Source organism: Actinospica robiniae DSM 44927 (genome assembly GCF_000504285.1).
Lineage (GTDB): Bacteria > Actinomycetota > Actinomycetes > Streptomycetales > Catenulisporaceae > Actinospica > Actinospica robiniae.
Genome location: NZ_KI632511.1, coordinates 58,703 through 84,606, shown reverse-complemented (window position 1 = coordinate 84,606; position 25,904 = coordinate 58,703). Strand labels below are relative to the sequence as shown.

Annotated in this window: 21 protein-coding genes; 15 read left to right on the top strand and 6 right to left on the bottom strand. The window is 69.0% G+C overall.

Annotation, left to right across the window (positions count from 1 at the left end; genetic code table 11):
* Nucleotides 1-84 precede the first annotated feature (84 nt).
* From ACTRO_RS00360 to ACTRO_RS00325, 8 genes are all read left to right on the top strand, one after another.
* Complete coding sequence (locus tag ACTRO_RS00360) at nucleotides 85-2,088, top strand: glycoside hydrolase family 31 protein (protein ID WP_034260367.1); 2,004 nt, start codon at nucleotides 85-87, stop codon at nucleotides 2,086-2,088.
* Between the two features lie 376 nt (nucleotides 2,089-2,464).
* Nucleotides 2,465-4,084, top strand: coding sequence for a lectin (locus ACTRO_RS00355; RefSeq protein ID WP_034260365.1), 1,620 nt, complete (start codon nucleotides 2,465-2,467; stop codon nucleotides 4,082-4,084).
* A gap of 315 nt (nucleotides 4,085-4,399) precedes the next feature.
* Nucleotides 4,400-6,010: a spherulation-specific family 4 protein gene (locus tag ACTRO_RS00350; RefSeq protein ID WP_034260363.1), complete on the top strand. Its 1,611-nt coding sequence runs from the start codon at nucleotides 4,400-4,402 to the stop codon at nucleotides 6,008-6,010.
* A 225-nt stretch (nucleotides 6,011-6,235) separates the two neighbouring features.
* Nucleotides 6,236-7,426: an ROK family transcriptional regulator gene (locus ACTRO_RS00345; RefSeq protein WP_051450068.1), complete on the top strand. Its 1,191-nt coding sequence runs from the start codon at nucleotides 6,236-6,238 to the stop codon at nucleotides 7,424-7,426.
* Between the two features lie 298 nt (nucleotides 7,427-7,724).
* Nucleotides 7,725-8,984: an ABC transporter substrate-binding protein gene (locus tag ACTRO_RS00340; protein WP_034260361.1), complete on the top strand. Its 1,260-nt coding sequence runs from the start codon at nucleotides 7,725-7,727 to the stop codon at nucleotides 8,982-8,984.
* Nucleotides 8,981-9,982: a carbohydrate ABC transporter permease gene (locus ACTRO_RS00335; protein ID WP_245594263.1), complete on the top strand. Its 1,002-nt coding sequence runs from the start codon at nucleotides 8,981-8,983 to the stop codon at nucleotides 9,980-9,982. Before ACTRO_RS00340 ends, ACTRO_RS00335 begins: the two co-directional genes overlap by 4 nt.
* Nucleotides 9,975-10,871 (top strand): carbohydrate ABC transporter permease, encoded by an 897-nt coding sequence (locus ACTRO_RS00330; RefSeq protein WP_084315841.1) that lies wholly within the window; start codon nucleotides 9,975-9,977, stop codon nucleotides 10,869-10,871. The genes ACTRO_RS00335 and ACTRO_RS00330 overlap by 8 nt, the downstream gene beginning before the upstream one ends.
* Nucleotides 10,872-10,914: 43 nt before the next feature.
* Entirely contained in the window at nucleotides 10,915-12,114 is a 1,200-nt protein-coding gene (locus ACTRO_RS00325) for a Gfo/Idh/MocA family protein (protein ID WP_034260359.1), read from the top strand.
* A gap of 68 nt (nucleotides 12,115-12,182) precedes the next feature.
* Here ACTRO_RS00325 and ACTRO_RS00320 read toward each other — a convergent pair whose 3' ends face one another.
* The 3 genes from ACTRO_RS00320 to ACTRO_RS00310 form a co-directional block, all read right to left on the bottom strand.
* On the bottom strand, nucleotides 12,183-13,190 hold the full coding sequence (locus tag ACTRO_RS00320; RefSeq protein WP_034260357.1) for a LacI family DNA-binding transcriptional regulator: 1,008 nt from the start codon (nucleotides 13,188-13,190) through the stop codon (nucleotides 12,183-12,185).
* Between the two features lie 465 nt (nucleotides 13,191-13,655).
* Entirely contained in the window at nucleotides 13,656-13,859 is a 204-nt protein-coding gene (locus tag ACTRO_RS00315; protein WP_034260354.1) for a helix-turn-helix domain-containing protein, read from the bottom strand.
* Entirely contained in the window at nucleotides 13,859-14,344 is a 486-nt protein-coding gene (locus tag ACTRO_RS00310; protein WP_034260352.1) for a DUF2975 domain-containing protein, read from the bottom strand. Before ACTRO_RS00310 ends, ACTRO_RS00315 begins: the two co-directional genes overlap by 1 nt.
* A 202-nt stretch (nucleotides 14,345-14,546) precedes the next feature.
* On the opposite strand from ACTRO_RS00310, the gene ACTRO_RS00305 reads away from it, so the two are divergent.
* Together ACTRO_RS00305 and ACTRO_RS00300 are read left to right on the top strand one after the other, a co-directional pair.
* On the top strand, nucleotides 14,547-15,764 hold the full coding sequence (locus ACTRO_RS00305; RefSeq protein WP_211244011.1) for a hypothetical protein: 1,218 nt from the start codon (nucleotides 14,547-14,549) through the stop codon (nucleotides 15,762-15,764).
* Between the two features lie 116 nt (nucleotides 15,765-15,880).
* Complete coding sequence (locus ACTRO_RS00300; RefSeq protein ID WP_157435608.1) at nucleotides 15,881-16,159, top strand: ATP-binding protein; 279 nt, start codon at nucleotides 15,881-15,883, stop codon at nucleotides 16,157-16,159.
* On the opposite strand, the gene ACTRO_RS00295 is transcribed toward ACTRO_RS00300, so the two are convergent.
* The 3 genes from ACTRO_RS00295 to ACTRO_RS00285 form a co-directional block, all read right to left on the bottom strand.
* Nucleotides 16,150-16,956, bottom strand: coding sequence for an alpha/beta fold hydrolase (locus tag ACTRO_RS00295; protein WP_034260348.1), 807 nt, complete (start codon nucleotides 16,954-16,956; stop codon nucleotides 16,150-16,152). The two genes, ACTRO_RS00300 and ACTRO_RS00295, sit on opposite strands and share 10 nt — an antisense overlap.
* A gap of 127 nt (nucleotides 16,957-17,083) precedes the next feature.
* A complete protein-coding gene (locus tag ACTRO_RS00290) occupies nucleotides 17,084-17,908 on the bottom strand; it encodes an SCO6745 family protein (RefSeq protein ID WP_034260346.1) in 825 nt (274 codons plus the stop codon).
* A 99-nt stretch (nucleotides 17,909-18,007) separates the two neighbouring features.
* The gene (locus ACTRO_RS00285) at nucleotides 18,008-19,687 is read right to left on the bottom strand and encodes a cellulose binding domain-containing protein (RefSeq protein WP_084315840.1); all 1,680 of its coding nucleotides are present in this window, start codon (nucleotides 19,685-19,687) and stop codon (nucleotides 18,008-18,010) included.
* Nucleotides 19,688-19,974: 287 nt separating this feature from the next.
* Here ACTRO_RS00285 and ACTRO_RS00280 point away from each other — a divergent pair, with 287 nt between their 5' ends.
* From ACTRO_RS00280 to ACTRO_RS00265, 5 genes are all read left to right on the top strand, one after another.
* Nucleotides 19,975-22,533, top strand: a complete 2,559-nt coding sequence (locus ACTRO_RS00280) for an excinuclease ABC subunit UvrA (protein ID WP_157435606.1) — start codon at nucleotides 19,975-19,977, stop codon at nucleotides 22,531-22,533.
* A 135-nt stretch (nucleotides 22,534-22,668) separates the two neighbouring features.
* Nucleotides 22,669-23,901, top strand: coding sequence for a MacS family sensor histidine kinase (gene macS, locus ACTRO_RS00275; RefSeq protein WP_157435605.1), 1,233 nt, complete (start codon nucleotides 22,669-22,671; stop codon nucleotides 23,899-23,901).
* On the top strand, nucleotides 23,898-24,596 hold the full coding sequence (locus ACTRO_RS00270; RefSeq protein ID WP_034260344.1) for a response regulator: 699 nt from the start codon (nucleotides 23,898-23,900) through the stop codon (nucleotides 24,594-24,596). The genes macS and ACTRO_RS00270 overlap by 4 nt, the downstream gene beginning before the upstream one ends.
* Nucleotides 24,597-24,686: 90 nt before the next feature.
* Nucleotides 24,687-24,851 (top strand): hypothetical protein, encoded by a 165-nt coding sequence (locus tag ACTRO_RS47880; protein WP_169739776.1) that lies wholly within the window; start codon nucleotides 24,687-24,689, stop codon nucleotides 24,849-24,851.
* Nucleotides 24,852-24,892: 41 nt separating this feature from the next.
* Complete coding sequence (locus ACTRO_RS00265) at nucleotides 24,893-25,888, top strand: UbiA family prenyltransferase (RefSeq protein WP_169739775.1); 996 nt, start codon at nucleotides 24,893-24,895, stop codon at nucleotides 25,886-25,888.
* Nucleotides 25,889-25,904 lie beyond the last annotated feature (16 nt).

Sequence of the window (25,904 nt, the reverse complement as noted above, 5' to 3'; positions counted from 1 at the left end):
GTCCGCCTGCTCGTCCTCGCCATCGGCAGCGCCGCCACCGAGGACTGAAACCCCACCTCTACTCCCGGAACACAGGAGAGTCTCGTGCTAACCCCGTTCTTCGTCGCCGACGACACCCTGACCTGGCGCAACGGCCAGCACATCTTGACCGTCCAGCCGTGGGGCGCGGACAGCGTCCGGGTGCGCGCGGGCCTCTACCGGATCCAGCCGGAGCTGCCCGGCGCGCTCGAGGCCTGCCCACCTGCCCCCGAGCCCGGCGCGAGCCGGATCGAGATCGACGCCGACGGTGGCCGCGCCACGCTCGTCAACGGCCGCGTCCGGGTCGAGATCGCCGGGGCGAACGGGCTGGTCTCGTTCTTCGACGACGTCACCGGCGAGGTCGTCGTCGGCGAGGCGCCCGCCCACTTCTGGTATCCCGGTTCGCGCCATTTCGAGGCCGGCGAGGGCGGGTTGCATCGGGTCGAGCAGCGCTTCGCCGCCTACCCGGACGAGCGCATATACGGGCTCGGACAACACGGGCACGGCCGACTCGACCAGAAGGGCATGGTCATCGAGCTCGCCCAGCGCAACGGCGAGGTCTCCATCCCCTTCGTCCTGTCCAGCCGCGGCTACGGCATGCTCTGGAACAACCCGGCGGTCGGCCGGGTCGAGTTCGCCGGCAACGGCACCCGCTGGGTCGCGGACAAGGCCCGGCAGATCGACTACTGGCTCACCGTCGGTGAGACGCCCGCCGCGATCATGACCGCGTACGCGGGGGCCACCGGCTTTCCCTCGGCGATGCCCGAGTGGGCCTCAGGGTTCTGGCAGAGCAAGCTGCGCTACCGCGACCAAGCCGAATTCCTTGAGATCGCTCGCGAATACGCGCGTCGGGGCCTGCCGCTTGCCGTGCTCGTCATCGACTACCTCCACTGGCGCCACCTCGGCGACTGGGACTTCGACGCCGAGGCCTGGCCGGATCCGCAGGCCATGGTTGAGGAACTGCGCGCGCTCGGCGTGGAGCCGGCGGTCTCCGTCTGGCCGTCAGTCAGCCCCCTGTCAGAGAACTACATACCGATGCGCGACGCCGGGATGCTCGCGGAGACCGCCAGCGGCACCGCCGCGATCGGAAACTGGCCCGACGGAACGACGCCCGCCGAGATCGGCGTCGCGTTCTACGACGCCACCGATCCGCGCGCCCGCGACTTCCTCTGGGAGAAGGTCGAGGCCGGATACGCCAGACTCGGCATCCGCGCACTCTGGCTCGACGCGTGCGAACCCGAGGTGCGCCCCGGCCCGCAGCACCTCAACTTCGCCGCCGGCACCGGCCACGAAGTGGCGAACCTCTACCCGCGCGAGCATGCTCGCGGCGTCTACGAGCACCAGCGCCGCGCCGGCCAAGACGCGGTGCTCTCGCTGATCCGCTCGGCGTGGGCCGGCTCCCAGCGCTACGGCGCGGCCCTGTGGTCCGGCGACATCCCCGCGACGTTCCCCTCGCTCGCCGACTCGATCCGTGCCGGACTCAACGTGGCGCTGAGCGGAATTCCCTGGTGGAACACCGACATCGGCGGCTTCCACGGCGGCGACCCTGAGGACCCTGAATTCAGGGAACTGATCGTGCGCTGGTTCCAGTTCGGCGCCTTCTGCCCGATCATGCGCCTGCACGGCCACCGCGAGCCGCGCGGCAGCCACGGCCCGGTGGGGGAGAGCGGCGGGCCGAACGAAGTGTGGTCCTTCGGCGAGACGGCGTACGCGGCGATCACCCCCCTCCTGCACCTGCGCGAGCGGCTGCGCCCCTACATCCACTCCCACCTGCGTGAGGGCGAACGCACCGGCATCCCGCTGATGCGCCCGCTGCTGCTCGCGTTCCCCGACGATCCGGAGGCTTGGAAGGTCGAGGACCAGTACCTGTTCGGTCCGGACATCCTGGTCGCCCCGGTCACCGAGTTCGGCGCCCGGCAGCGCCGCGTGTACCTGCCGGCCGGAGCGGAATGGACGCACACCGGCTCTGGCAACCGACACGCCGGCGGCGGCTACATCACGGTGGACGCGCCGCTGGAGTCGATCCCGCTGTTCGTGCGCGACGGCGCCGACACCCCGCTGTACCCGTGAAAGCTTTACCAACTCAGGAGTCGCAGTGAAGCGAAGTATCCTGTCCCACCCGCTCACCCTCGCCCTGATCAGCGCGACCGCGGCCCTGGACGCGGTGCGGCTCCCGACACGCTCCACCAATTCTGAACTCTGGCGAACTGAATTACCCACTCCCGCCGCGAACTCGATCCGGCCGAAAGCGGCTGGCAGGTTCCGGAACTGACCTGTTTAGAGCCATATCCTCGGGCTCCTTTGGGAAACGGTTGTCTTGGTGAAGTTTTGACTGTATCCAGCTGAATAGCGCTGCTACGTTGGCGACGCGGACACCCCACATGTTCATCCGCCTGCAGAACCCTCACTCACCCACACACACGCTTCGCGCGTTTGAGGAACTACCATGACGATCTCTCGACGCAGGCTTCTGTCCACCGCGCTCGCCGGCACCACGGTCGCGGCCGTGGGCGCAACCGAGCTCATCTCCGCCCTGACCAGCCCGGCCAGCGCCGCCTCGCCCGCCGGCGACGTGGTCGGCAAGATCACCGTCGGCTATCAGGGCTGGTTCGCGTGCATCGGCGACGGGGCGCCGATCAACGGCTGGTGGCACTGGAGCGACAACTGGGGGCAGGCTCCGTCCCCGAGCAACAACAACATCAAAGCCTGGCCGGACATGACGGTCTACAGCAAGGGTTATGAGACCGGGTACGCGAATCTCGGCAACGGATCCCAGGCCACGCTGTTCTCCTCCTACGACCAGTCCACGGTCAACGAGCATTTCGCGCTGATGGCGGCGAACGGGTGTGACACCGCGGCGCTGCAGCGGTTCGACCCGAACGGCTCCGAAGGACCGACCCGCAACGCGGTGACGGCCAGGGTGAACACCGCCGCGCAGGCCAACGGCCGGAAGTTCTACATCATGTACGACGCGAGCGGGTGGACGAACATGGCCACCGAGATGCCGGCCGACTGGACGGCCAACATGAAGCAGTACACGTCGTCATCCGCCTACGCGCACCAGAACGGCAAGCCCGTCGTCGGTATCTGGGGCTTCGGCTTCAACGACTCCAACCACCCCTGGTCCGCCTCCGATTGCCTGTCCGTGATCGACTGGTTCAAGAGCCAGGGCTGCTACGTGATGGGCGGCGTCCCCACGTACTGGCGCACCGGCGTGAGCGACTCGCGGGCCGGGTACTCCAGCGTGTACAACGCCTTCAACATGATCTCGCCGTGGATGGTCGGGCGGATCGGGACGGTCGCGGATTCGAACAACTTCTACAACAACGTCAACGTCGGCGACCAGTCCTCCTGCAACGGCAACGGGATCGACTACCAGCCGTGTGTTCTGCCCGGGGACCTCTCCGCCCGCCAGCGCGCGCACGGCGACTTCATGTGGGGCCAGTTCTACAACATGGTGCGCGTCGGCGCTCAGGGTATTTACATCTCGATGTTCGACGAGTACGGCGAGGGCAACCAGATCCTGCACACCGCCGCCACCCAAGCCGCCGTGCCCGCCGGCTCCGGCCTGCTCTCCCTGGATGAGGACGGCACCGCCTGCTCCGCCGACTACTACATGCGCCTGACGAACGACGGCGGCCGGATGCTCAAGGGCCAGATCGCGCTCACCGCCACCCGGCCCACCGTGCCCAACCCCGGCTCCTCCACCGGTGGCGCCACCCCCGGGTGCGGCCAGATGACCGGCAACCAGCAGATCACCGTGAACCAGTCCATCACCTCGTGCGACGGCCGGTTCCAACTGATCCTCGGCGGCGACGGCAACCTCGTGCTCTACCAGGGCAGCACCGCGCTGTGGGCCTCGGGCACCGCCGGCCAGGCCAGCGCCAAGGCGATCATGCAGGGCGACGGCAACTTCGTCATCTACAACGCCTCCGGCAGCCCGCTGTGGGCCAGCAACACCGCCGGCGACAACGGCGCCTACCTCTCCGTGCAGAACGATGGCAACACCGTCATATACAACTCGGCCGGAACCGTCCTGTGGAGCACCGGAACCGCAGGACACTGAGACGGCAGGGCGCTGAGGCAACTGGAGACGAGGCCCGTCCGGCGGCAGATGTCGCCGGGCGGGCCTCGCCGGTCATCGCCACGTCCGCCTCGTCATCGCCGCCACGATCTGTCGGCCGGCTGCTCGAAAAAGCGCGCTGATCGGCTCGGCCGACGGTCCCGCAATGCTCGAAACTGCGCATTTTTGCCTGTTGTCGAGCATCTTCGAGCGCTGTACGCTGACCGCGTTTTGCTGGCCGCGCCTCCGCTGTGCAGAGGTCCGGTCCAGGTCATCGCTCCGCCTGGTTCCACCCAACCTTGCTCCAGGAGGAATCCCATGCTCATCCACCGCGCCCGAGCCGCCCGGCTCGGACTGCATCGGCGCGCCGCGGCGGCCCTCGCCGCGGTCACGGCCGTGCTCGTCGCAGCAGCCTTCCTCGCGCCCGCCACGGCGCAGGCCCAGAGCACGACCGTCCAGCACGTCGGCGTCCCCGCGTACTTCAATCCGAACGCCAGCCCGGGTTCGACCTACTGGACCCAGCTCGACCAGAGCGCTCCCAACGGGGGAGTCGCCATCGCCAACCCGAACAGCGGCCCCGGGACCGCGTTCGATCAGGGCTATGCCAACGCGATCCAGGCAGCCACCAGCGCCGGCATCAAGGTGATCGGCTACGTCGACACCGGCTACTTCGGCACCACCGGCCGCACCACCCGCGGCGGCTCGACCACCAGCGCGGCCTGGACGACGCAGGTCGAAGGCGACATCGCCAACTGGTACAGCTGGTACGGCAGCTACGGCCTCGGCGGCATCTTCTTCGACGACGCGCAGAACGTCTGCGGTACGAACAACGCGTACGTCAACCTCTACATCGCCGTCAACACGTACACGAAGCAGAACCACGCCGGTGCGCTGACGGCGGACAACCCGGGCGCCGTGGCGGACCAGTGCTACGCGCAGGCCGCGGACATCCTCGTCATGTTCGAAGGCACCTACGCCAGCTACAGCACGTGGACCGCGCCGGCGTGGGAGCTGAACGCGAACAACCCGAGCGCGTTCTGGAATCTGGTGTACGACACGCCGACCCAGGCCGACATGGAGTCGGCGATCGCGCGCAGCAAGCAGAACGACGTCGGCTACGTCTACGTCACCTCGGACAATCTGCCCAACCCCTGGGACACCCTGCCGGCCAGCGCCTACTGGAACGATGAGATCAGCCAGGCCGGCGCGGGCAGCAGCGGCGGTGGCGGCGGCACCTCGCCGACCGCACCGACGAACCTCCAGGCGGCGAACGTCACCTCGACGAGCCTGACTCTGTCATGGACCGCGTCGACGGACAGCGCGGGCGTCTCGTCCTACGCGGTTTACGCGGGCGGCTCGGCCGTGGCCACGACCAACGGGTCGACCACGAGTGTCGCTCTCAACAATCTGAGCCCGAGCACGGCCTACTCGTTCACGGTGAAGGCGACCGGCGCCGAGGGCGTCGTCTCCGCTGCCAGCGCGCCGCTCACGGTGACGACTCAGGCCGCGAGCGGCGGTGGCGGCACCTCGTGCACCACGTCGGCCGGATCCGGGGCGCTGACCAGCCTGACGGCGTGCAAGTACAGCACGTACGAATACTTCCAGGCGACCTTCAACACCACGACCAGCCTGCACCACGTCTTCATCAACACCGACGCCAACACGGCCACCGGCTATCAGCTCCCTTCTCCGTCGACGAGCAAGCTCGGCGCCGACTACATGCTCGAGAACAACACGCTGTACCGCAGCGCGTGCGGGTGCTGGGGCTGGAGCGCGGTGAGCGGGGTGAACCCGCAGATGACCGTCAGCGGCAACACCTACACGTGGACGGTGCCGCTCAGTGCCCTGAGCAGCCCGGCCGCGACCGAACAGGCCGAGTTCAACGCGAACACCAGCTACTCTTCGCCGCTCACCTTCGGCCAGAGCTGAGTAGCGCACTCTGAGGGCGAAGCCCGTGTGCCCGGTCCGCGCGGACCGGGCACACGGGCTGCCTGTGCTGTCCCGGCCGACCCGCCCTTCCCGAACCGACCCCGCGCCCCTTATATTTGCGATCTAGAGTAATAATTGGCAGCGGGCGCCTGACCCGCCGTGCCCGACGCCTGTCGCCGGGACGCACGGCGGATCGGGGCAGGTCGCGCGAGGAGGGGTAGATCCGTGGGAGATCCTGGAGCCGCCGGGCAGGAGCCGGTTCTGCTGCGCCGCGTCCGGCTGCTGGCCGTCATCGACGCGCTGCGCGAGGCGGGGCCGACCCCGTTGACCGTCCTCGCGACCAAGACCGGCCTCTCGCGCCCGATCGTCCAGTCGCTCGCCGACGAGCTCGTCGAGATGGGCTGGGTCGAGGCGCGGACGCCGGAGGAACTCGGCGATGGCGGTCGTTCGGTCGGCCGCCCCGCCCGCCGCTTCCGCTTCCACGCCGAGGCCGGGCTGATCGCCGGCCTCGACATCGGCGCGCACACCGTGACCGGCCTGGTCACCGACCTTGACGGCACGGTCCTGGGGCGCAGCCGGCTGACCGTCTCTCCGGCTGCCCCGCCGGCCGAACGGCTCGAACGTGCCCACGCCGCGCTGCAGGATGCGTGCGCCGAGGCGGGTACGACCCCGGCGAAGCTGTGGCATCTCGGAGTCGCCAGCACCGGTGTCATCGACCACGCCGGCCGGGTGATGCTCTCCGTCGCGCTGCCGGGCTGGACCGGGGTGGACATCGCAGGAGCCTTCGCCGAGAAGGTGGGCTGCCCGGTCGTCGTGGAGAACGACGGACGCGCCGCCGCGCTGGCCGAGCAGTGGCGTGGGGTCGGCCGCGGCGTCGAGGACATGGTCTACGTGCACGCCGGGCTACGCACCGGCACGGGCATCATCGTGGGCGGCAAGATGCTGCGCGGCCACTCCGGCGCCGCCGGCGAGATCGGCGCGCTGCCCTCCGCCGGCTGGGCCGAGGCGCCGATGCACCTGCTCGGATTCCCCGGGCTCGCGCCGGATGCCCCGCAGGAGCAGCTGCCCCAGCATGTCTTCGCCCGGGCGCGGGAGGGCGACGAGGCGGCGCTGGCCGCGACCCAGCGCTATGTACGGGCCCTGTCGTCCGGCATCGCCGCACTCGTGTTGACCTTCGATCCGGAGCTCGTCGTGCTCGGCGGCGGCATCTCGCGTTCCGCGGACCTCGTCCTCGGCCAGCTGGTGTCCGAGCTGGAGCGGGTGTGCGTGCGGCTGCCGCGCGTCGTGGCCTCGCCGCTGGACGCGGAGTGGGTCGCCCTCGGCGCGGTACGCGTGGCCCTCGACGCTGTGCAGCAGCGCTATTTCGACCCCGCCGCCTCCGAGGCGCTCGCGGCTCCGGGTCAGCTCGCAGCCTGAGGACCGCGAACCGACCCCTGCCGCCGCGTCCTCGGCACCGGCCGCGACGAAACCGCTGAGTCTCACTCAGGGCTTGGCCGAACCGTAATGTATTTGCTCGAAAATGCTCAATATTGGCCTTGTGGCCGCACCAACACGCACCTAAGGTCGGTGTACATCCCCCGGGCGAGCCACCATCGCCGCACCTGTCCGACGTTCTTCCCCCGGACCTCGAAGGATTTTTCGATGTCCAGCGCGGAACTGCGGCCGCGGACGCGCCCGGGTCCGTATCCAGCGGGCTTGAGAAGGGTGCACGACGATGAGATCGAAGAAGATCGCGGCGCTGGCAGCGTCACTCGCCTTGGTCGCCACGGCGGCCGCGGCATGTTCGAGTTCGAAGACGTCAACTTCGAGCGGCGGCAAGACCACGCTCAGTTACGCCATCTGGGACCAGACCCAGCAGCCGGCCATGCAGAAGATCATCACGGCGTTCGAGCAGCAGAACCCGGATATCACCGTGAAGATCCAGCTCACCCCGTACGCGGACTACTTCACCAAGCTGCAGACCGCGGCCTCGGGCGGCTCGGCGCCCGACGTGTTCTGGATGAACGGCCCCAACTTCCAGCTCTACGCCGCCAACGGCCAGCTCATGTCACTGACCTCGGCGTCCATCAAGACCGCGGACTATCCGTCCTCGCTCGTCTCCCTCTACACCTATGACAACACGCTCTACGGAGTGCCGAAGGACTTCGACACCGTCGGCCTCTGGTACAACAAGGCCCTGTTCAAGGCCGCCGGCGTGGCCGATCCCACCGCGAACTGGACCTGGGCCGACTTCCAGTCGGCGGCGGCCAAGCTCACGAACAAGGCCAAGGGCGTCTACGCGGTAGGCGCGACGCTCGAGGGCCAGGAAGACTACTACGACACGATCTTCCAGGCCGGCGGCCAGGTCATCTCGGCGGACGGCAAGAGCTCGGGCTACGGCTCGCCCGCCTCGATCTCCGGTCTGGAGTTCTGGACGAACCTGATCGGCAAGGGCGAATCGCCGAGCCTGGCGCAGATGAACGACACCGCCACGATCGACATGTTCGAATCCGGCAAGCTCGCCATGTACTGGGGCGGCTCCTGGGACGCGAACGCCTTCGCCCAGAACGCCAACACCAAGGACAACGTCGACGTCACCGTCCTGCCGGAGGGCGTCAAGCGCGCGACGGTGATCCACGGCCTCGCCAACGTCGTCTACGCCAAGACCGCGCACCCTCAGCAGGCTGAGAAGTTCGTCCAGTTCCTCGGCTCGCAGCAGGCCGCCGACATCGAGGCCGGCACCGGCACGGTGATCCCCGCCTTCAACGACACGCAGCAGGCTTGGGTCAAGTCCTACCCGCAGTACAACCTGCAGTCCTTCCTCGACGAGCTCCCGTACGCGGTGCCCTACCCGATATCGAAGGACACCGCCGCCTGGAACACCCTCGAGGCGAACCTGCTGGCCAAAGCCTGGAACCTGAGCGAGCCGACGCCGACGGTGGCCGCGCAGCTGGCCACCCAGATGAACCAGGCGCTCGCGAAGGAAGGGTCGTGACCGACACGGCCACGCCGCGGGTGGCGGGCGACCCGATCGGGTCCCGCAGCCCCCTGCGCCGCCGCGCCGCGTCCCCGAAAGGGGGCGCGGCCCCGGCCGCGGGCGAACGTCGGCGCGGCCGCGGCCCGGCGACCTCGGGCTGGTGGGCGGTGTTCTTCCTGGCGCCCATGGGCATCGGCCTCGGCGTGTTCTACATCTGGCCGGTCTTCCAGACGCTCTACTACAGCTTCACCTCCTGGGGCCCGTTCGGCGGGCACACCTTCACCGGCCTGGCCAACTACCGCGCCCTGCTGCACGATCCGGCGCTCGGCTCGGCCTTCCTCAACACCCTGTGGTACTGCCTGCTCGGCCTGCTCGGCATCCCGGTCTCGCTGATCCTCGCGCAGGTGCTCGGCCGGCGCGGGCGCCGGGGCGTGAGCGTCTACCGCACGCTGATGTTCCTGCCGGTGATCACCATGCCGGCGGCGGTCGCGATCGTCTGGCGCTGGCTCTACAACGGCGACTACGGGCTGATCGACGAGCTGCTGCGCAAGGTCGGGATCAAGGGCCCGTACTGGATCAGCGACCCGCACACCGTGCTGATCGCGGTGGCGATCGTGGGGATCTGGTCGACCGTCGGCTACAACATGGTCGTCCTGATGGCCGGGATCCAGGGGATCCCGCGCACCTACTACGAGGCGGCCGAGCTCGACGGCGCGGGGCCGGTGCGCCAATTCTTCTCGGTCACCCTGCCGCTGCTCACCCCGAGCATCTTCTTCGTGACGGTCTACTCGGTGATCGGTTCGCTGCAGACCTTCGACCTCGTCTATGTGCTGATCGGCCCACAGAATCCGGCGCTGCCGCGGGCGCAGAGCGTCATCTACCTCTTCTATCAGGACTCGTTCATCGACAACAACCGCGGCTACGGAGCGGCCATGGCCTTCGCCCTGATGCTCGTGATCATCGCGGTCACCGGCCTCCAGTTCCGGCTGCAGAAGAGGTGGGTGCACTATGGCTGATTCGACCCTCCCGCAGCGGCCGCCCGGTGCGGCGCGGGCTCTCGACGAGCCGTCCCGGCAGCGGCCGAACCGGCGCGTGCTCGGCTCGATCGGGGCGCACGGCTTCCTGATCCTCGCCAGCGTGCTGCTGGCCGGACCGTTCCTCTGGGAGCTGCTGACCTCGTTCAAGTCGCTGACCGAATCAGTGGCCGTACCGCCGACGCTGCTGCCCTCGAGCTGGCACCTGAGCAACTACACCAACGTGCTCGACGCGGTGCCGTTCGGCAGCGAGCTGGTCAACAGCGTGATCAACGCCCTCGCCCGGACCGCTGCGCAGCTGCTGTTCTGCTCGATGGCCGCGTTCGCGTTCGCGTGGCTGAAGTTCCGAGGCCGGGGCGTCGTGTTCGCGCTGTTCCTGTCCGTGCTGCTCGTGCCCACGCAGCTGCTGGTGATCCCGCAGTACCAGATCATGCAGGACCTGCACCTGCTCAACACGATCCCGGCGCTGTTCCTGCCCGGCATGTTCAGCGCGTTCGGCACGTTCCTGCTGCGCCAGTTCTTCCTGTCCCTGCCGCCTGAGCTGCACGAGGCCGCGCGGCTCGACGGCGCCGGACCCGTCCGGATCTTCTGGTCCATCATGCTGCCGCTGGCCCGGCCGGGCCTGCTCGCCCTGGGCCTGCTGACGATGATCTGGTCCTGGAACGACCTGCTGTGGCCGTTGATCGTGAACGACGACCCGGGCAAGATGACGCTCAGCGTCGGGCTGGCCAACCTCCAGGGTGTGTACCTGACAAACTACCCCGTGCTGATGGCCGGGGCACTGATGGCGACACTCCCGCTGATCATCGTGTTCGTCGTCATGCAGCGCCGTGTCGTCGAGGGCATCGCGCTGACCGGAACAAAGGGCTGATCCCATCACCATGAGCACCTCTGAGATAGGCACTTCCCCTGAGATGAGCACCGCCCGTGAACTGCGTGTGGGCGTCGTCGGCGTGGGGCAACGCGCCGTACTCGCCGAATACGCGAACCGGCCCGGCTACTCGCGCGTGGTCTCCTGCGCCGATCCGACCGAACGCGGACGCGCGGACGCGCGCCGGCTGTTCGGTCCGGAGGCGAGGATCCACGACGACTACCAGGCCATGGTCGGCGACGACCTCGACGCCGTGTTCGTCTTCACTCCCGACTACGTGCACACCGGGCCGGTGCTGTTCTTCCTCGAGCAGGGCGTCGCGGTCTTCGTCGAGAAGCCGATGGCCATCAGCATCGAGGACTGCGATGCGATGCTGGCCGCGGCGAAGGCCAAGGGCGTGCGCCTCTACGTGGGCCACAACCTGCGGCATCTGCCGACGCTGCGGACGATGCGCCGGCTCATCGACGAGGGCGCCATCGGCCAGGTGCGCGCGGTCTGGTGCCGCCACTTCGTGGGCCACGGCGGCGACTACTACTTCAAGGACTGGCACGCCGAACGGGATAAGACCACCGGCCTGCTGCTGCAGAAGGGCGCGCACGACATCGACGTCATCCACTGGCTCGCCGGCGGGTACTCGCGCGAGGTCGTGGGACTGGGCGCGCTGACGGTGTACGGCGACAACCCGCACCGGCGCGGCGCGGGCGAACCGCCCGCCGCGGAGCGGATGCCCGAGTGGTTCGACCGCACGGCCTGGCCGCCCGCGCGGCTGCGGGACCTGAACCCGACGATCGACGTCGAGGACCTCACCATGATGACGGCCAGGCTCGACAACGGCGTGTACATGAGCTACCAGCAATGTCATTACACGCCGGACTACTGGCGCAACTACACCGTGATCGGCGACGCCGGCCGGCTGGAGAACTTCGGCGACGGGATCGAGGGCGACCCGGCCGTGGTGCGGGTTTGGAACGAGTACCGCTCCGGCTACCGGGCCGAAGCCGACCTGACCCTGCAGATCGAGCCGGACTCCGAGGAACGCCATGGTGGCGCGGACCTCAGGCTGGTCGCCGAGTTCCTGCGCTTCGTCCGCGAAGGCGGCCCGACCGAGATCTCGCCGCTGGCCGCGCGCGAGGCGGTGGCTGCCGGCGTGGCCGCGACGGCCTCCCTGCGGGAAGGCGGCCGTCCCGTGCCGGTCCCGGCGCTCGACCCCGACCTTGCCGCCTATTTCGCCGGTAATGAGTGAGCTGATATAAGAAAGCGAAGACTCGCCGCGGGGCCTGAATCAACCGATTCGGACCCCGCGGCGAGTCGTCAGCGCGCGGCGCGGACCGGCCCGCTGCTCGCCCGCACCGTCAGGCTCGGGCGCAGCAGGTGCAGCGAGTTGGTGCCTTCCTCGGCGCCGGCCAGGATCCGCAGCAGTTGCTCGGCCGCGAGCCGGGCCATCTCGCGCTTGGGGATGGCCACCGTGGTCAGCGCCGGCCGGGCCAGGGAGGCCTCGTCGTTGTCGTCGTGGCCGACGATGGAGACGTCCCCAGGGATCGCGCGGCCGGACTCCTTGGCCGCATCGATCGCGCCGAGCGCCAGGATGTCGTGGGTGGCGAAGAGCGCGGTCACCTCCGGGTCCGCGGTGAACGCGGCCTGGGCGGCGAGGAAGCCTCCGGTGGAGGTGGGCTCCGGCGCGAAGTGGACGTCGTCGTCCGCGAGCACGATTCCGTCCGCGGCCAGGGCTCGGCGGAAACCCTCGATCCGGGCGCCGTGCGCCGGACTGGCGATCACCGCCACGCGCTCGTGGCCGAGCTCGCGCAAGTGGCGTCCGGCGAGACAGCCGGCTCGCTCGTAATCGATGGTGACGACCGGGTACCCGTCCGGAGCCTCCGTCTCCCAGGCGCACAGCGCCACCGGGAACGGCGCCTCCGCGAGCACCGGCAGTTGGGTGGGCAGGTCCTGGTCTCCGGCGATCAGCAGAGCGTCGACGTTGCGGCTGGACAGGCCGGCCAGGTGGCGCCGCGCCCGTTCGCCGTCCAGGTGGGTCGTGCACAGCAGCAGATGGTAGCCGTGCCGGTTCAGCACGTCTTCGACCTCTTCGACCAGCACGGAGTAGAAGCCGCCGGACAGCGTGGGTACGAGCATCCCCAGGGTCTTGGTGGTGCCGGTCGCCAGCGAGCGGGCGACGAGGTTCGGGGTGTATCCGAGTTCTTTCACCGCGGCCCGCACCCGGGCCGCCGTCTCGCGGCCCACCCGCCCGCGGTTCCCCATGACGTTGGACACGGTCTGTTTCGTGACACCGGCCCGGTCGGCCACGTCCTGCATCGTCGCCATCGGGACTCCATGTTTATCGGTCAAGCAGCTTCAGGCCACGCTAGGGTCCGTGGTGTCATAATGTCAAGGAATTTGCCGTTGCGCATGCAACCTGTAAGTATCCTGAACTGCACCTGAACGGAAGCTGTAGACGCGGCCTGGCGGAAAGATCTCAGCGACGTCGTGTTCACCGGTCAATCAAACTCGCCGCCACGAGCGCCCGTCGGCCTGGACGAGGGGCTCCAGACGCCTCGGCGGCGAGTGGGTCGCTGGTGATGCAGCAGCCGGACACCGGCACGGCTCTGCAGGCCTGGACCGTCAGCGGTATCGGCTCCGGCTCCAGCTCCTCGAGGTATAGCTCCAGCTCCAGCTCAGCCCGCCGCGGGCACCTTCGCCCTGGCTAGTATCGGTGGCGGCACTGACCGCCACGTCCGACTGATCGAAGCCTCCTGAACGCGGTCCGCCGTCATTTCGCGCGGGCTGCGTTCAGGCTTCCCAGCGCAGCAGATCGCCCGGCTGGCAATCGAGCACCTCGCAGAGCGCTGCGAGCGTCGTGAACCGCACCGCCTTTGCGCGGCCGTTCTTGAGTACCGCGAGGTTGGCGGGCGTGATCCCGACGCGGTCCGCGAGTTCGCCCACGGACATCTTCCGCTTGGCCAGCATCACGTCGATGTCGACGACGATCGGCATCAGATGACCTCGTCCAGCTCGGCCTGCAGCTGCGCCGCCTCCACCTCGCGCGCGACGGCCTGGGCGAGCAGCATCCGCAGCACGTACACGATGAGCGCGACGCCGAGGATGGCCACGCCGATCCCGCCCATGATGCCGGTCACGCCCGGATCCGCCCGCTGACCGGGCGCGTTGATGATCGTGACCGCGAACCATACGAGCGCTGCCGCCACGATGGCGCCGATCACGACGTCCACGTAGCGGAAAGCGGCGTCGGAGAAGACGGTCCCGCGGCGCACCATCGTCACCAGCCGCCAAACGCAGACCACTGCGACTTCGACCGACGCCATGCCGATGATGGTGGCCACGCGCAGCGGCGTCAGCGGCAGCGACCCCACGACCGGCTTGGTGGCCAGCGCCCAGACCATCAATGCCTGGACAAGGCAGGTGCCGGTCAGCACCACGGTGAGCACCGCGCGCAACGCGCGCACGACCAGGTTTCCCATGTCCCCACTCTCCATCGATTTGCGATGGGAATCTATCGAATCTCGATAGGCGGGGCAAGGATCGAGGCTCGGGCGCCCAGTCACCACCCGCCGATGCTCGGACTGGTTCCTGCAGTATCTTTGCCGCCGCCCGCAGTCCTGCGTCACGCGCACGCCCTCCAGGTTGACCATGATGTCAGCACCCACCGTTACTCTGCGGAACATGGCACACGGTACTGAAATGCGGACGGTCGTCGACGGCGAGGTGTTCGTCCACTACGGCCAGATCTACGTCAACAGCGATCCCGACTCGTTCGGGCCCGAACTGAAGGCGGCGTTCGCCGGGCAGAGCGTGGGATTGTGCGGTGGGGCGGATCCGGGCGCGCTTTGGCTGGTGACCGGGCTGCATACGGGCAACGTCGGGTTCACCGTCGAGGTCCACGATCAGCCGCCGCTGCTCGATCCGGCCTGGGAAGAAGCCGTTGAGGTCTCCTTCCGCCCGGCCTCGGGACGCAGTCTGCTGGTGCAGTGGGCGGGCTCGGCCGCGTGGGAGCTGGGGCTGGACGAGATCGATTACCGGGTGCGGTACTGCGCGCAGGGCATGGAGGGTGCCCGGTTGAAGGACACCCGCACGCACGGCCCTCAACTCGACCGTTATCTGCTGCAGTTCTGGCCCGCCCCGCCAGAGCCCGAACGGCTGCTCCGGCGGACTTCGTCGGTCGCAGAGTATTGGCACGAGTTCGCTCGCAAGCAGCCGCCGCCACCGACGGCCGCCGAGCGCGCCGAAGCCGAACGCGTTGCCCGGGAGACCCAGGAGCAAGCGGACGAGCAGGCCCGCACCGCCCGGGAGGAGTGGAAGTGGGGTGGGAAGTTGCCCAGCGAGAGGCTGCGCCAGGTCAGTGGCTGCGTTGAGTCGCTGCTGCGTTTCGATCCCGAACTGGTCCACGCGCTCGACGCCGCCGGACCCGCAGCCCAGCGAAGCGTGGCGCTGCTGGCGGCCCGCCGCGCGTGCGAGGCGGCCGGCCTCGCCGGCGTCGGCTGGATCGCCGCAGCGCTCGACGCTCTCGAAGCCGGCGACGCGTTGCCCCCGCCGTTCGACGACCGCGACCGCCTGCACCGAGCGATCCGCGCCGATCCGGATCTGCCCCGCCAGACCGTCGGCCGCGCGATACCGCCGCAGCGTCCTGCTTTCCAGCCACCTCTCCCGTCGCGAGCCGGGAGAGGCGAACCGCTCCGCCTGAGCACGTCGTCGCGAAGGCCGGCGCCTGCGCCTGCGATCAGGATTTCCCAGCGCCATATGGCTTTGCCCGCCGTCGTCCACGCCGCCGAAGCCGACCCGCTCGAGGCCGCCGTCAAGGCCGTGAGCGCAGCCGTTTCGGCCTACGGTGAGAACTATCCGGCGCTGTTGGCGGAGGTCCGGGCGACCGTCCGCCCGGAGTAACGCCACGGCGGATCTCAAAGTGCTGGAGTTCGACGACTCGCCTCGGCTACTACGGAGCGCTCCTCGAGTCCGAGCGTTGGATCAGCGCCGCCGCGGCCGCCGTGAGCTCGCGTGCCGTGGTCGAAGTCTGGAGGGACGGACGCGGCTTCCGTCAGGAACTCGTCGGCATTCGCCCTGCCGGGCCGCCCGAGGAAGCCGAAGCTCGAGACGGCTGCGGTACCCACGTAGCGTTCGAGCTCGATCCGAGCTACTTCGGCTCAAGCGCGGCCATCAGCACTGATCTGAACTCACTGGAGCTACACGGCCCGCACTGCACCGAGCTGAGCGCGCCGGGGTGCGTCGTCATCCGTGACCTGCGCCCTCACGCCTCGCCGAGCGAGATTCGCTACCGCTGAGGGCGGCTCACCGCGTCGCGGATCACGTTCGCGAGCGATTCGGATGCGGTGAGGTGGGCGATGTGGCCTTGACCGGTGAGGGTGACGACCTTCGCGTTCGGCAGAGTCGCCGCCAGGTCGGCGACGCGCTCGCGGAGGTGGGCGGGACTGAGGTCGCCCTCGAGGAAGGTTGTCGGCAGGTCGAGCGTGGTGAAGCGGTCGATGCCGGCGCCGAGTGCGTCGATCGCTTCGTCATCGGCGATCTGTGCGGCTGCGTACGCGGCGAAGAGGCCTTGCGCGCCCGGGTCGGCGAACATGGCGTCGACGATGGCTGCGGGCATGCGGACGATGTCGCGCATGTGGATCCGCATCGCTTCGACGGGGTCGCCAGCGTCCAACGCGGCGCGAGCGTGTGCTGCGGCGGGCCCGCAAAGCAACTCCGTGGTGGGCATCGGCGGCTCATAGAGGAACAGCCCGTTGCACGCGGACGGCTCGAGTAGCGCTGCCTCCAGCGCGGCGACAGCGCCGGAGGAGTGGCCGACGAGCACTACAGGCGCAGTCAGGAGTCTCGCGACCGCCAGGATGTCTGCGGCCTCGACGGCCATCGAGTGCGGCAGCGCGATCTCGGCTCCCCCCGCGTAGATGCGCCGGCGGATGCGGACGACGCGGAATTCGGCGGCGAGGTGGCGGGTGACATCGTCCCAGGTGGACGCGTCGCTGCCGCCCGGGTGGACGACCAGGAGGGTCGTCGGTCCGGAGCCGTCGACGAGAGCGGTAACGGGGTGGCCGTCGGCGGAGGTTGCACGAAGCTCTGTCATGCACTCAAGCCTGCACCCCTCCGCTGATAGCGCACTGACGGGCAGCTGACACACCGCATCTGACCTGCCGAGCGTTTTGCGGCGCGACCGCGCGGCATCAGGAGGCGGGCGGCCGAGCCGGCACCGCTCAGTCCTCGGCGGCCTGCACCGCGGCGGCGATCGGCTCGAGTCCGGCGATCAGTTCGTCGAGCTCCTCGGCACTGAGCACGTCGTACGCGGGCGCGGCCGATTCGTCGGTGAGGGCCTCGATGCGCTCCCTCGTCGCCCGGCCGGTGTCGGTGAACCCGCCGGCGGCGTTGACGAGGCCGCGCTCGCGTAGACCGTCGACGACGGCGGCGAGCTGCGGCCTCGGCAGATGGTGGACGCGCCCGAACTCCTCAGCTCTCATTCCGAGCGACAGGGCGAGGAGGACGTGTGCTTCGGTGCCGCCGATGCCGTGGGCCAGCAGGACGGCGTTGTGGCCGTCGCCGCGGTGCTCGCGCAGCAGGGTCGCGACGTGCCAGAGCCGGGCCACCGGCTCTTCGGGCACATCGAGCGCTCGGAGCCCGGCGTAGAGCGCCCGGCCTTCGGTTGGTGCGCTGAGCGCTGCCCGGCAGGCGAGGTCGGCGGCCCGGACCAGGCCGGGAGAGTCGGCGAGCGCTCCGATCATCTGACGCAGCGCAGCGGCGCTGCCCCGCTCGCGCACCGCGATCGCCTCCTCCGGGGTGGTCTTGCCCCAGACCCAAGGGATGTGGCGGGCGACCTCGCCGGCGGCGAAGTTGTAGAAGACCGCGTGCACCACCTCGGCCGGCGCCTGCCCCAGCGGAGCCGCGCGGCCGGCGAAGTAGCCGTCCCAGTAGTTGCGCATGCCCAGGGCCAGGAAGGCCTCATTGGGCACGTCCGAGAAGGTGACGGCGCCGATGGGTTCGATGAGCTCGGCCATACGGTGGATCTTGGCTTGCGGGTGCGGCATCTGTCGTCATCTCCCGTGGTCGCGACGGCCCCGATGGAGGCCTTCCACCCTAGTTACGAATGGCGCGACCCGGATCCGACACGCCGGGCTTCGTCAGCTTCAGCTACAGGCGACGCCGTTGAGGGTGAAGTGGGTCGGGACTGCGTCGCTGCTGGTCCACGTGCCCTGGAAGCCGAGCGACGTGCTCGTGCCGGGGGAGAGCGAGTTGTTGTAGCTGGCGCCGGTCGCCGTGACCGCGGCGCCGCTTTGGCTTAGCGTCGCGTTCCAGGCGTTGGTGATCTTCTGGTCGCCTGGGAAGCTGAATGCCAGTGTCCAGCCGTTGATGGCCGAGGTGCCGGTGTCGGCGACGGTGACGGCGGCGACGAAGCCGCCGGCCCACTCGCTCTGGGTGCTGTAGGTGACGTGGCACGTGGCTGAACCGGTCGCGCTGCCGCTCGGGCTCGGGCTCTTGGTCGGCGTGGAGCTCGCCGACGGGCTCGGGGTCGCGCTGTGGCTGGGTGTCGCGCTCGCCGACCCCGACGGCGACGCGGAAACCGAGGCGGACGCGGAAACCGACGGCGACGGCGAGGCCGAGGTGGCGCCCTTCGCCGTCACCCTGTACATGACCACGCCGTGGGCGGGGACGCTCGCGCTGAAGGTGCTGCTGCTCGAGGTGGTGCTGGTGTGCGCCCACAGGTCGTTCAGCGTGTAGCTCGAGGCGCTGGGCAGTCCGACCGCGGCGGCGGTGGTGGAGATGGTGGCCGCAGTGGTGTTCTCGTTGAACAGCACCACGGAAACGTCGCCGTTGGACAGCGGCTTGGCCAGCACGTCGAGGCCGCCGGAGGAGGAGACCTCAGTGCCCTGCTTGCCCAGCGGGTCCTGGTCCACCGCGATCACGTCCTTGTTCAGGTAGATCGCCATGGTCGCGGCGCTCGCGTTGCGCAGGTCGGTGCCGGACACGAGCGGGGCGGCCATCTGCGCCCACAGCGAGAACTCGCTCTGGTCCTCGGTGGCCGACATGCCGTTGCCGACCTCCAGCATGTCAGGGTCGTTCCATCCTCCGGGGCCGGCGTACTGCGCGAGCGCCACGTTGGAGTGGAAGTTGTTGAGCATGCTGCCGAAGTTCGGGCTGATGTCGCTGGTGGTGCGCCACATGTTGCCGGTCTGGGCGCCCCAGGTCCACACGCTGTCGGCGCCCCATTCGCAGAGGGCGAACAGGATCGGGCGGCCGGTCGCGGCCAGCGCGTCGCGCATGGCGTCGTACCGCTGCTGGGTCGGCTCGCTTCCGCCGTTGCAGTTGTCGTACTTGAGGTAGTCCACGCCCCAGGAGGCAAACAAGTTCGCATCCTGCGTCTCATGGCCGAGGCTGCCGGGGAAACCGGCGCAGGTCGCGGTGCCGGCTTCTTCGTAGAGCCCGAACTTCAGGCCGAGGCTGTGTACGTAGTCTGCCACCGCCTTCATCCCGTCGGGGAACTTGGCCGGATCGGCGACGAGGTTGCCGCTGGCGTCGCGGCTGCTGGTCATCCAGCAGTCGTCGATGTTCACATACTCGTAGCCGGCGGCCTTCATCCCGGAGGTCACCATGTACTGCGCGGTCTGTTCGACCAGCGCCTCGCTCACGTTGCAGCCGAAGGCGTTCCAGTCGTTCCAGCCCATCGGCGGGGTGACGGCCAGTCCGTTGGACAGGGCCTGCGCCGGCGGCGAGGAGGAGAACAGCACCACGGGCACGAGTGTGGCCACGAGCGCCACGGCGCTCAATGCGGCCAGCAGGCCGCGAAATCGGTGCGCTCGGACCGGCATCGCAACTCCCTGAAACGAGACGGCGGCACGGGTGGTAGCGCCGTACCGTTGTGTAGCACTCGGTTCCGAGGTGAGAAACGGCCCGAGGCGCCCGGCGACCCGGGGCTGCGGGAGGCCTGCGGGAACGCTGGACCTGTGCGTGCGGTGTGCAGAAAGTTTCGCCGCGCGCCCATTGATCTTCAGCCGGATGGCGCAGCCTGCGCGGAGCCGCCGGGTGCAGCGGCGGCGGGCCACTTCTAAGGTCGGATTGTACTGTTCGAGTGCCTTGTCCACAGGGGGGTCTCTCCATGATGAAGAGCGGCTCCTCCGTTGCGTCGGCAGCTGACCCACGCGCGAACGGAACCGTGCGCGTACGGGGCGCGCGCGAGCACAACCTCAAGAACGTCGATGTCGACATTCCGCGCGACGCACTCGTGGTGTTCACGGGCATCTCCGGATCCGGCAAGTCTTCGCTCGCGTTCGGCACGCTGTACGCGGAGGCGCAGCGGCGGTATTTCGAGTCGGTGGCGCCGTACGCGCGTCGCCTCATCGAGCAGGTCGGTGCGCCCGACGTCGGCTCGATCGACGGACTGCCGCCGGCCGTCGCGCTGCAGCAGCAGCGGAACGTGGGCAACGCGCGTTCCTCGGTCGGGAGCGTGACGACCATCTCGAGCCTCGTCCGCATGCTCTACTCGCGGGCCGGGTCCTATCCGCCGGATCAGCCGATGCTCTACGCCGAGGACTTCTCCCCGAACACCGTCCAAGGGGCGTGCCCGACGTGTCATGGGCTTGGCCGCGTGTACGACGTGACCGAGCAGTCGCTGGTGCCGGACGACTCGCTGACGATCCGGGAACGCGCGATCGCCGGGTGGCCGGGGGCTTGGCATGGGCAGAACCTTCGGGACGTGCTGGTCTCGCTCGGGTACGACGTCGACAAGCCGTGGCGTGACCTGCCGAAGAAGCAGCGCGACTGGATTCTGTTCACTGACGAGCAGCCGACCGCGCCCGTCTACGCGGGCTTCACGCCCAAAGAGACGAGGGCGGCGATCAAGGAGGGCATGGAGCCGAGCTATCAGGGCACGTTCACGGGTGCCAAGCGCTACGTGCTGCACACCTTCGCCAACAGTAAGAGCACGAAGATGAAGGCGCGCGTGGCCCAGTTCATGACTGGCGGCGACTGCCCGGCATGCGGTGGGAAGCGGCTGAAGCCGGAAGCCTTGTCAGTGAACTTCGAAGGGCTTGACATCTCCGAGCTGACACGGCTGCCGTTGTCCGAGCTGGCGGACCTGCTCAAGCGCGTGACGAGCGAAACCCGGCCGAGTGCACGACACGGATCGGACCTCCGCGGCGAAAAGCGCGTCGCCGCAAGGAGACTGGCCGCGGAACTGCTCGAACGCCTCAAACCGATCGTCGATCTCGGACTCGGCTATCTCTCGCTCGATCGCGCCACGCCGACGTTGTCGTCGGGCGAGCTGCAACGCCTGCGCCTCGCCAGCCAGCTGTCCTCGCGTTTGTTCGGCGTCGTATACGTTCTGGACGAACCCTCGGCCGGCCTGCACCCGGCGGACGGTGACGCGCTGCTCGTGATCCTCCAAGGCCTGAAGGACAGCGGCAACTCAGTGTTCGTCGTCGAACATGCGATGGACGTGGTCAGGGCCGCGGACTGGTTGGTCGACATCGGGCCGGCGGCGGGAGAGGCGGGCGGTGAGGTGCTGTACAGTGGGCCACCCGCCGGGCTCGCCGACGTCGAGGCCTCCGCCACTCGCCGCTACCTGTTCGCGCAGGCCGGCACCGTCGTCCGGCGCGAGCCACGGCGGCAGCGGGAATGGCTGCGTCTCGAGGGCGTCACGCGCAACAACCTGCGCGGCCTCGACGTCGCGTTCCCATTCGCTTGTCTCACAGCGGTGACCGGCGTTTCCGGGTCGGGGAAGTCGAGCCTGGTGAGCCAGGCGCTTCCGGAACTCGTGGCCGGGCACCTGGGCCGTCCGCTCGACGATTCGGACGCTGGACCGGACGACGACGCGGATCCGCTGCTCGCGCCGACCTCGGAGACCGCCGAGGGACACATCGTTGGCGGCCTCGGAAACGTGCGACGCGTCGTGCGCGTGGACCAGAAGCCGATCGGACGCACACCGCGCTCCAACGTGGCGACCTACAGCGGCCTCTTCGATCACGTGCGCAAGCTCTTCGCCGACACGCCCAAGGCCCGCCAGCGCCGCTACGGCGTCGGCAGATTCTCGTTCAACGTCGCCCAGGGACGCTGCCCCACCTGTGAAGGTGAGGGCTTCGTGACGGTCGAACTGCTGTTCCTGCCGAGCGTCTACGCGCCTTGCTCGACGTGCCACGGCAGCCGCTATAACGCTGCCACGCTTGAGATCGAATGGAACGGCCGCGACATCGCCCAGGTTCTAGCGTCGAGTATCGACGAAGCCTGCGATTTCTTCGCCCAGGAAGCGAGCGTCATGCGCTCGCTGACCGTGCTGCGTGATGTCGGGCTCGGATACCTCCGGCTGGGCCAGCCGGCGACCGAGTTGTCCGGCGGCGAGGCACAACGCGTCAAACTGGCCACGGAACTGCAACGCGCTCAGCGAGGCGACACGCTCTACATCCTCGACGAACCGACCGCGGGCCTGCATCCCGCCGATACGGACCGGCTGATGCGTCACCTGCAAGGACTGGTGGACGCGGGCAACACGGTCGTCATCGTCGAGCACGATATGCGTGTCGTGGCGCAGACCGACTGGGTGATCGACCTCGGGCCTGGAGCCGGCGACGACGGAGGCCGGATCGTCGCCGCCGGCACGCCCGCGGACGTCGCTGGTACGCGGGACAGCCGCACTGCAGCGTACTTGGCCGCAGTCTTCTAGCTGGCCTTCGACGTGTGTGGCCTCCGCCTGGCATGCTGGCCGCATGCACACCGTGGAGATCCACATCGACGTGGCACCGATGCCGCAGCTGTACCTGAACGCGAATCAGGACGCTGTCGAACGATTCGCCGCCCGATGAGCCCCGAGTCCGCGTCGCCGCCCCGCCCGCTGCGCGTTGCCGCCGCGGCGCTGGCGGCGCGCGTCGAGCGCACCCCGGTCGACGGCGTCAGTGCACTGCTTTGGCGAGCCGTGTCCATGTTCCGGCTGCTGTCCTGCGCCTACGCCGTGACCCTGACGGTGCATTACGGGCACAACTATGCGCATCCGGTGGGCGGCTACGCCGTGGCCGTGGCGATGGCGCTCTGGAGCGTCGCGAGCATCCTGGGATACGCGCGGTATCGGCCCGCTCCGGACCGCCGAACGCGACCGGCGCTGCCGCCGCTGCTCGTCGCGGACCTCGTCGTCACCTTGGGATGCCTGCTGGCTACCCGCTGGATCGTGCCGCCCGGGCAGAACCCGCAGATCCTCCCGATGCTCTGGGTCGCGTCGGTCGTGCTTGCCTGGGGCGTGGTCGGGGGGAGCGGGGCCGGCACGGCGGCGGCCCTCGCGCTCTCGGTCGGAGACGTGTTCGTGCGCGACAACGTCAACGAGGGAACGCTCAATCTCGCGATCCTGATCCTGTTGCCGGGTGCCTTGATCGGTTACGTCGCGGACCTCGCCACCCGAGTCGAGGAGCAGTCCCGGCGCGCCGCGCACCTCGAGGCGGCGACCATCGAACGCGAACGCTTGGCCCGCGCCGTGCACGACTCCGTGCTGCAGGTGCTCGCACTGGTCCAGCGGCGCGGCGCCGAGATCGGCGGCCCGGCGGCGGAACTCGGCCGACTCGCCGGAGAGCAGGAGACGGCTCTACGCGCGCTCGTCGCCATCGGACCGCTCTCGCGCACGCCTGCGGGCACCTCGGATCTGTGCAGCGCGTTGCGCGCCTTCGAGGCTCCGCGGGTGACGCTCGCATTGCCGGCCGAGCCCATCGCGCTGCCTTCTGTCGACTGCGCCGAGTTGGCCGCCGCGGTAGGCGCCGCGCTGGATAACGTGATAAAACACACGGGTCCGGATACTCGGGTGTGGATCCTTGCGGAAGCCGGGGCGGGCACCGTCAGCGTGACCGTGCGGGACGACGGCCCCGGCATCGAGCCGGGACGGCTGGAGAAAGCCGAGGCCGAGGGCCGTCTCGGCATCGCCCAGTCGATCCGGATGCGCACGATCCGGCTCGGCGGCACCGTCTCCATCGTCGCGCCACCGGGTCAGGGCACAGAGATAGAGCTACGGCTGCCGATGCGGTCCGTGTCGATTGAGGAGGGCGCGGCATGACGGACGAGGACGGTGTCGGCGCTGAGGACAGAGACGCGCCGCTACGGGTGCTGATCGTCGACGACCACCCCATCTGGCGTGACGCGGTGGCCCGCGACCTGGCCGCGGCAGGCTTCGACGTGCGCGCAAGCGTCGGCGAGGGGCGGCAGGCGGTCCGCATCGTGCCGGGACTCGGCTGCGACGTCGCGGTACTCGACCTGCACCTGCCCGATCTGTCCGGGCCCGAGCTGATCCGCGGGCTGCTGCAACGCTGCCCTGCGCTGCGCATCCTCGTGCTCAGTGCGAGCGGCGAGCACCAGGACGTACTCGACGCCGTCAAAGCCGGCGCGTCCGGCTACGTACTCAAGTCCGCGAGCAGCGGGGAACTGGTGGACGCCGCGCGTCGCACCGCCGCCGGTGACGCCGTCTTCACGCCCGGGCTCGCGGGCCTGGTGCTCGGCGAATATCGCCGCCTCGCCGACCGCGCGACCGGCCCGGAGACCGATACGCCGCGGTTGACCGAGCGGGAGATGCAGGTGCTGCGCCTCGTCGCGACCGGCCTGACCTACCGGCAGATCGCCGAACGGCTCACCCTCTCGCATCGCACCGTGCAGAACCACGTCCAGAACACCTTGACGAAGCTTCAGCTGCACAACCGCGTCGAGCTCGTCCGCTACGCGCTGGACAACGGCCTCGGTGACGACGCGGCTGAGTAGTTCTACTCAACACCGACCGAGTACCGCGCAGCCGCCGGTTGAGTAGGTCTGCCGATGCCCGGCGCCGGCCCGGGCTGGTCTCATGGGTCCATGACCCACAACAGCCGCGATACGAAGCCCGGCGACCGCACGTTCGACATGATCAGCATGCTCGGCGTCGTGTGCGTCGTCCTGTGCGTGATCGCGGGTCTTGTCGCCGTGGGCTGGTTCATCCTCCTCGGCCTGGCGATGAGCAGATACGGGAGCAACAAGTGATACAGCGGATCCGCCTCGCGTTCGTCGCGGCCAGGCCCCCGGTGTTCGTGCTCTTCGCCTCGTACGCGGCGCTCGGCATCGCGCAGGCCGGACGGCCGAACGCCTACCTGCCGTTGACCGGGATCCTCGTGACGATTGCGGGATTCCTCATCTTCTCAGTGGCCTGCAACGATCTCGCGGACGAGGCGATCGACCGGGTCAACCTCCCCGGCGACCGACGCCGGCCGCTCGTCGGCGGGGACGCCAGCCGGACTCAGCTCTCGACGACCGGGATCATCGGAGCGATCGCGGCGCTCGCCGCGAGCGCCGCCCTTGGCTGGCTTGCAGTGCTGGTCGTCGCAGTGGGCTTGGTGTTGAGCGCCGCCTACTCGCTGCGGCCGTTCCGCTTCGCCGAACGCGGGGTGCTCGCGCCGCTGGTGCTGCCCGCCTGCTACGTCGCGGTGCCTTTCCTGCTCGGCGTGGACGCGGCTCATCGCCCGGTCACCAGCCACGACTTCGTCCTGCTCGGCGGGCTCTACCTCGGCTTCATCGGACGCATCGTGCTCAAAGACTTCCGCGACGTGCGCGGCGATGCGCTCTTCGGCAAGCGCACGTTCCTGGTGCGGCACGGCCGACGCGCGACCTGCGCGCTGAGCATGATCTGCTGGAGTGCGGGAAGTTTGATCATCGTGATCGGCAGCACTCGCGACACGAGCGAGGGCCTCGTCGCCGACGCGATTCTCGGTGTGCTCGCGGCTTGCTCCGTCAAGCTGATCAACATGCTGTCTCATTGTTCTGAACATCGCCGTGATGAACGACTCATCAGTGCGATCGCGATCCTCGGTCGCGGGATGATCGTCGTCCTACTGGCGGAGTTCTCGATTTACGCCAAAGCAGTCGCGCCGACGCTCGCGCTGCCGCTGCTTCTCCTCCTCGCACTCCTCACGCTGTCACAGACTGCTGCGATGGTCGTGTACGGCCCGCGTCCGCGCCGCTCCGACGTCGACCGCCTGCTGTCGGAGGAGCCGACACCGGTCCAAGGTCTCAGTCGGGCGTAGGTCCTCCGCCTGATGG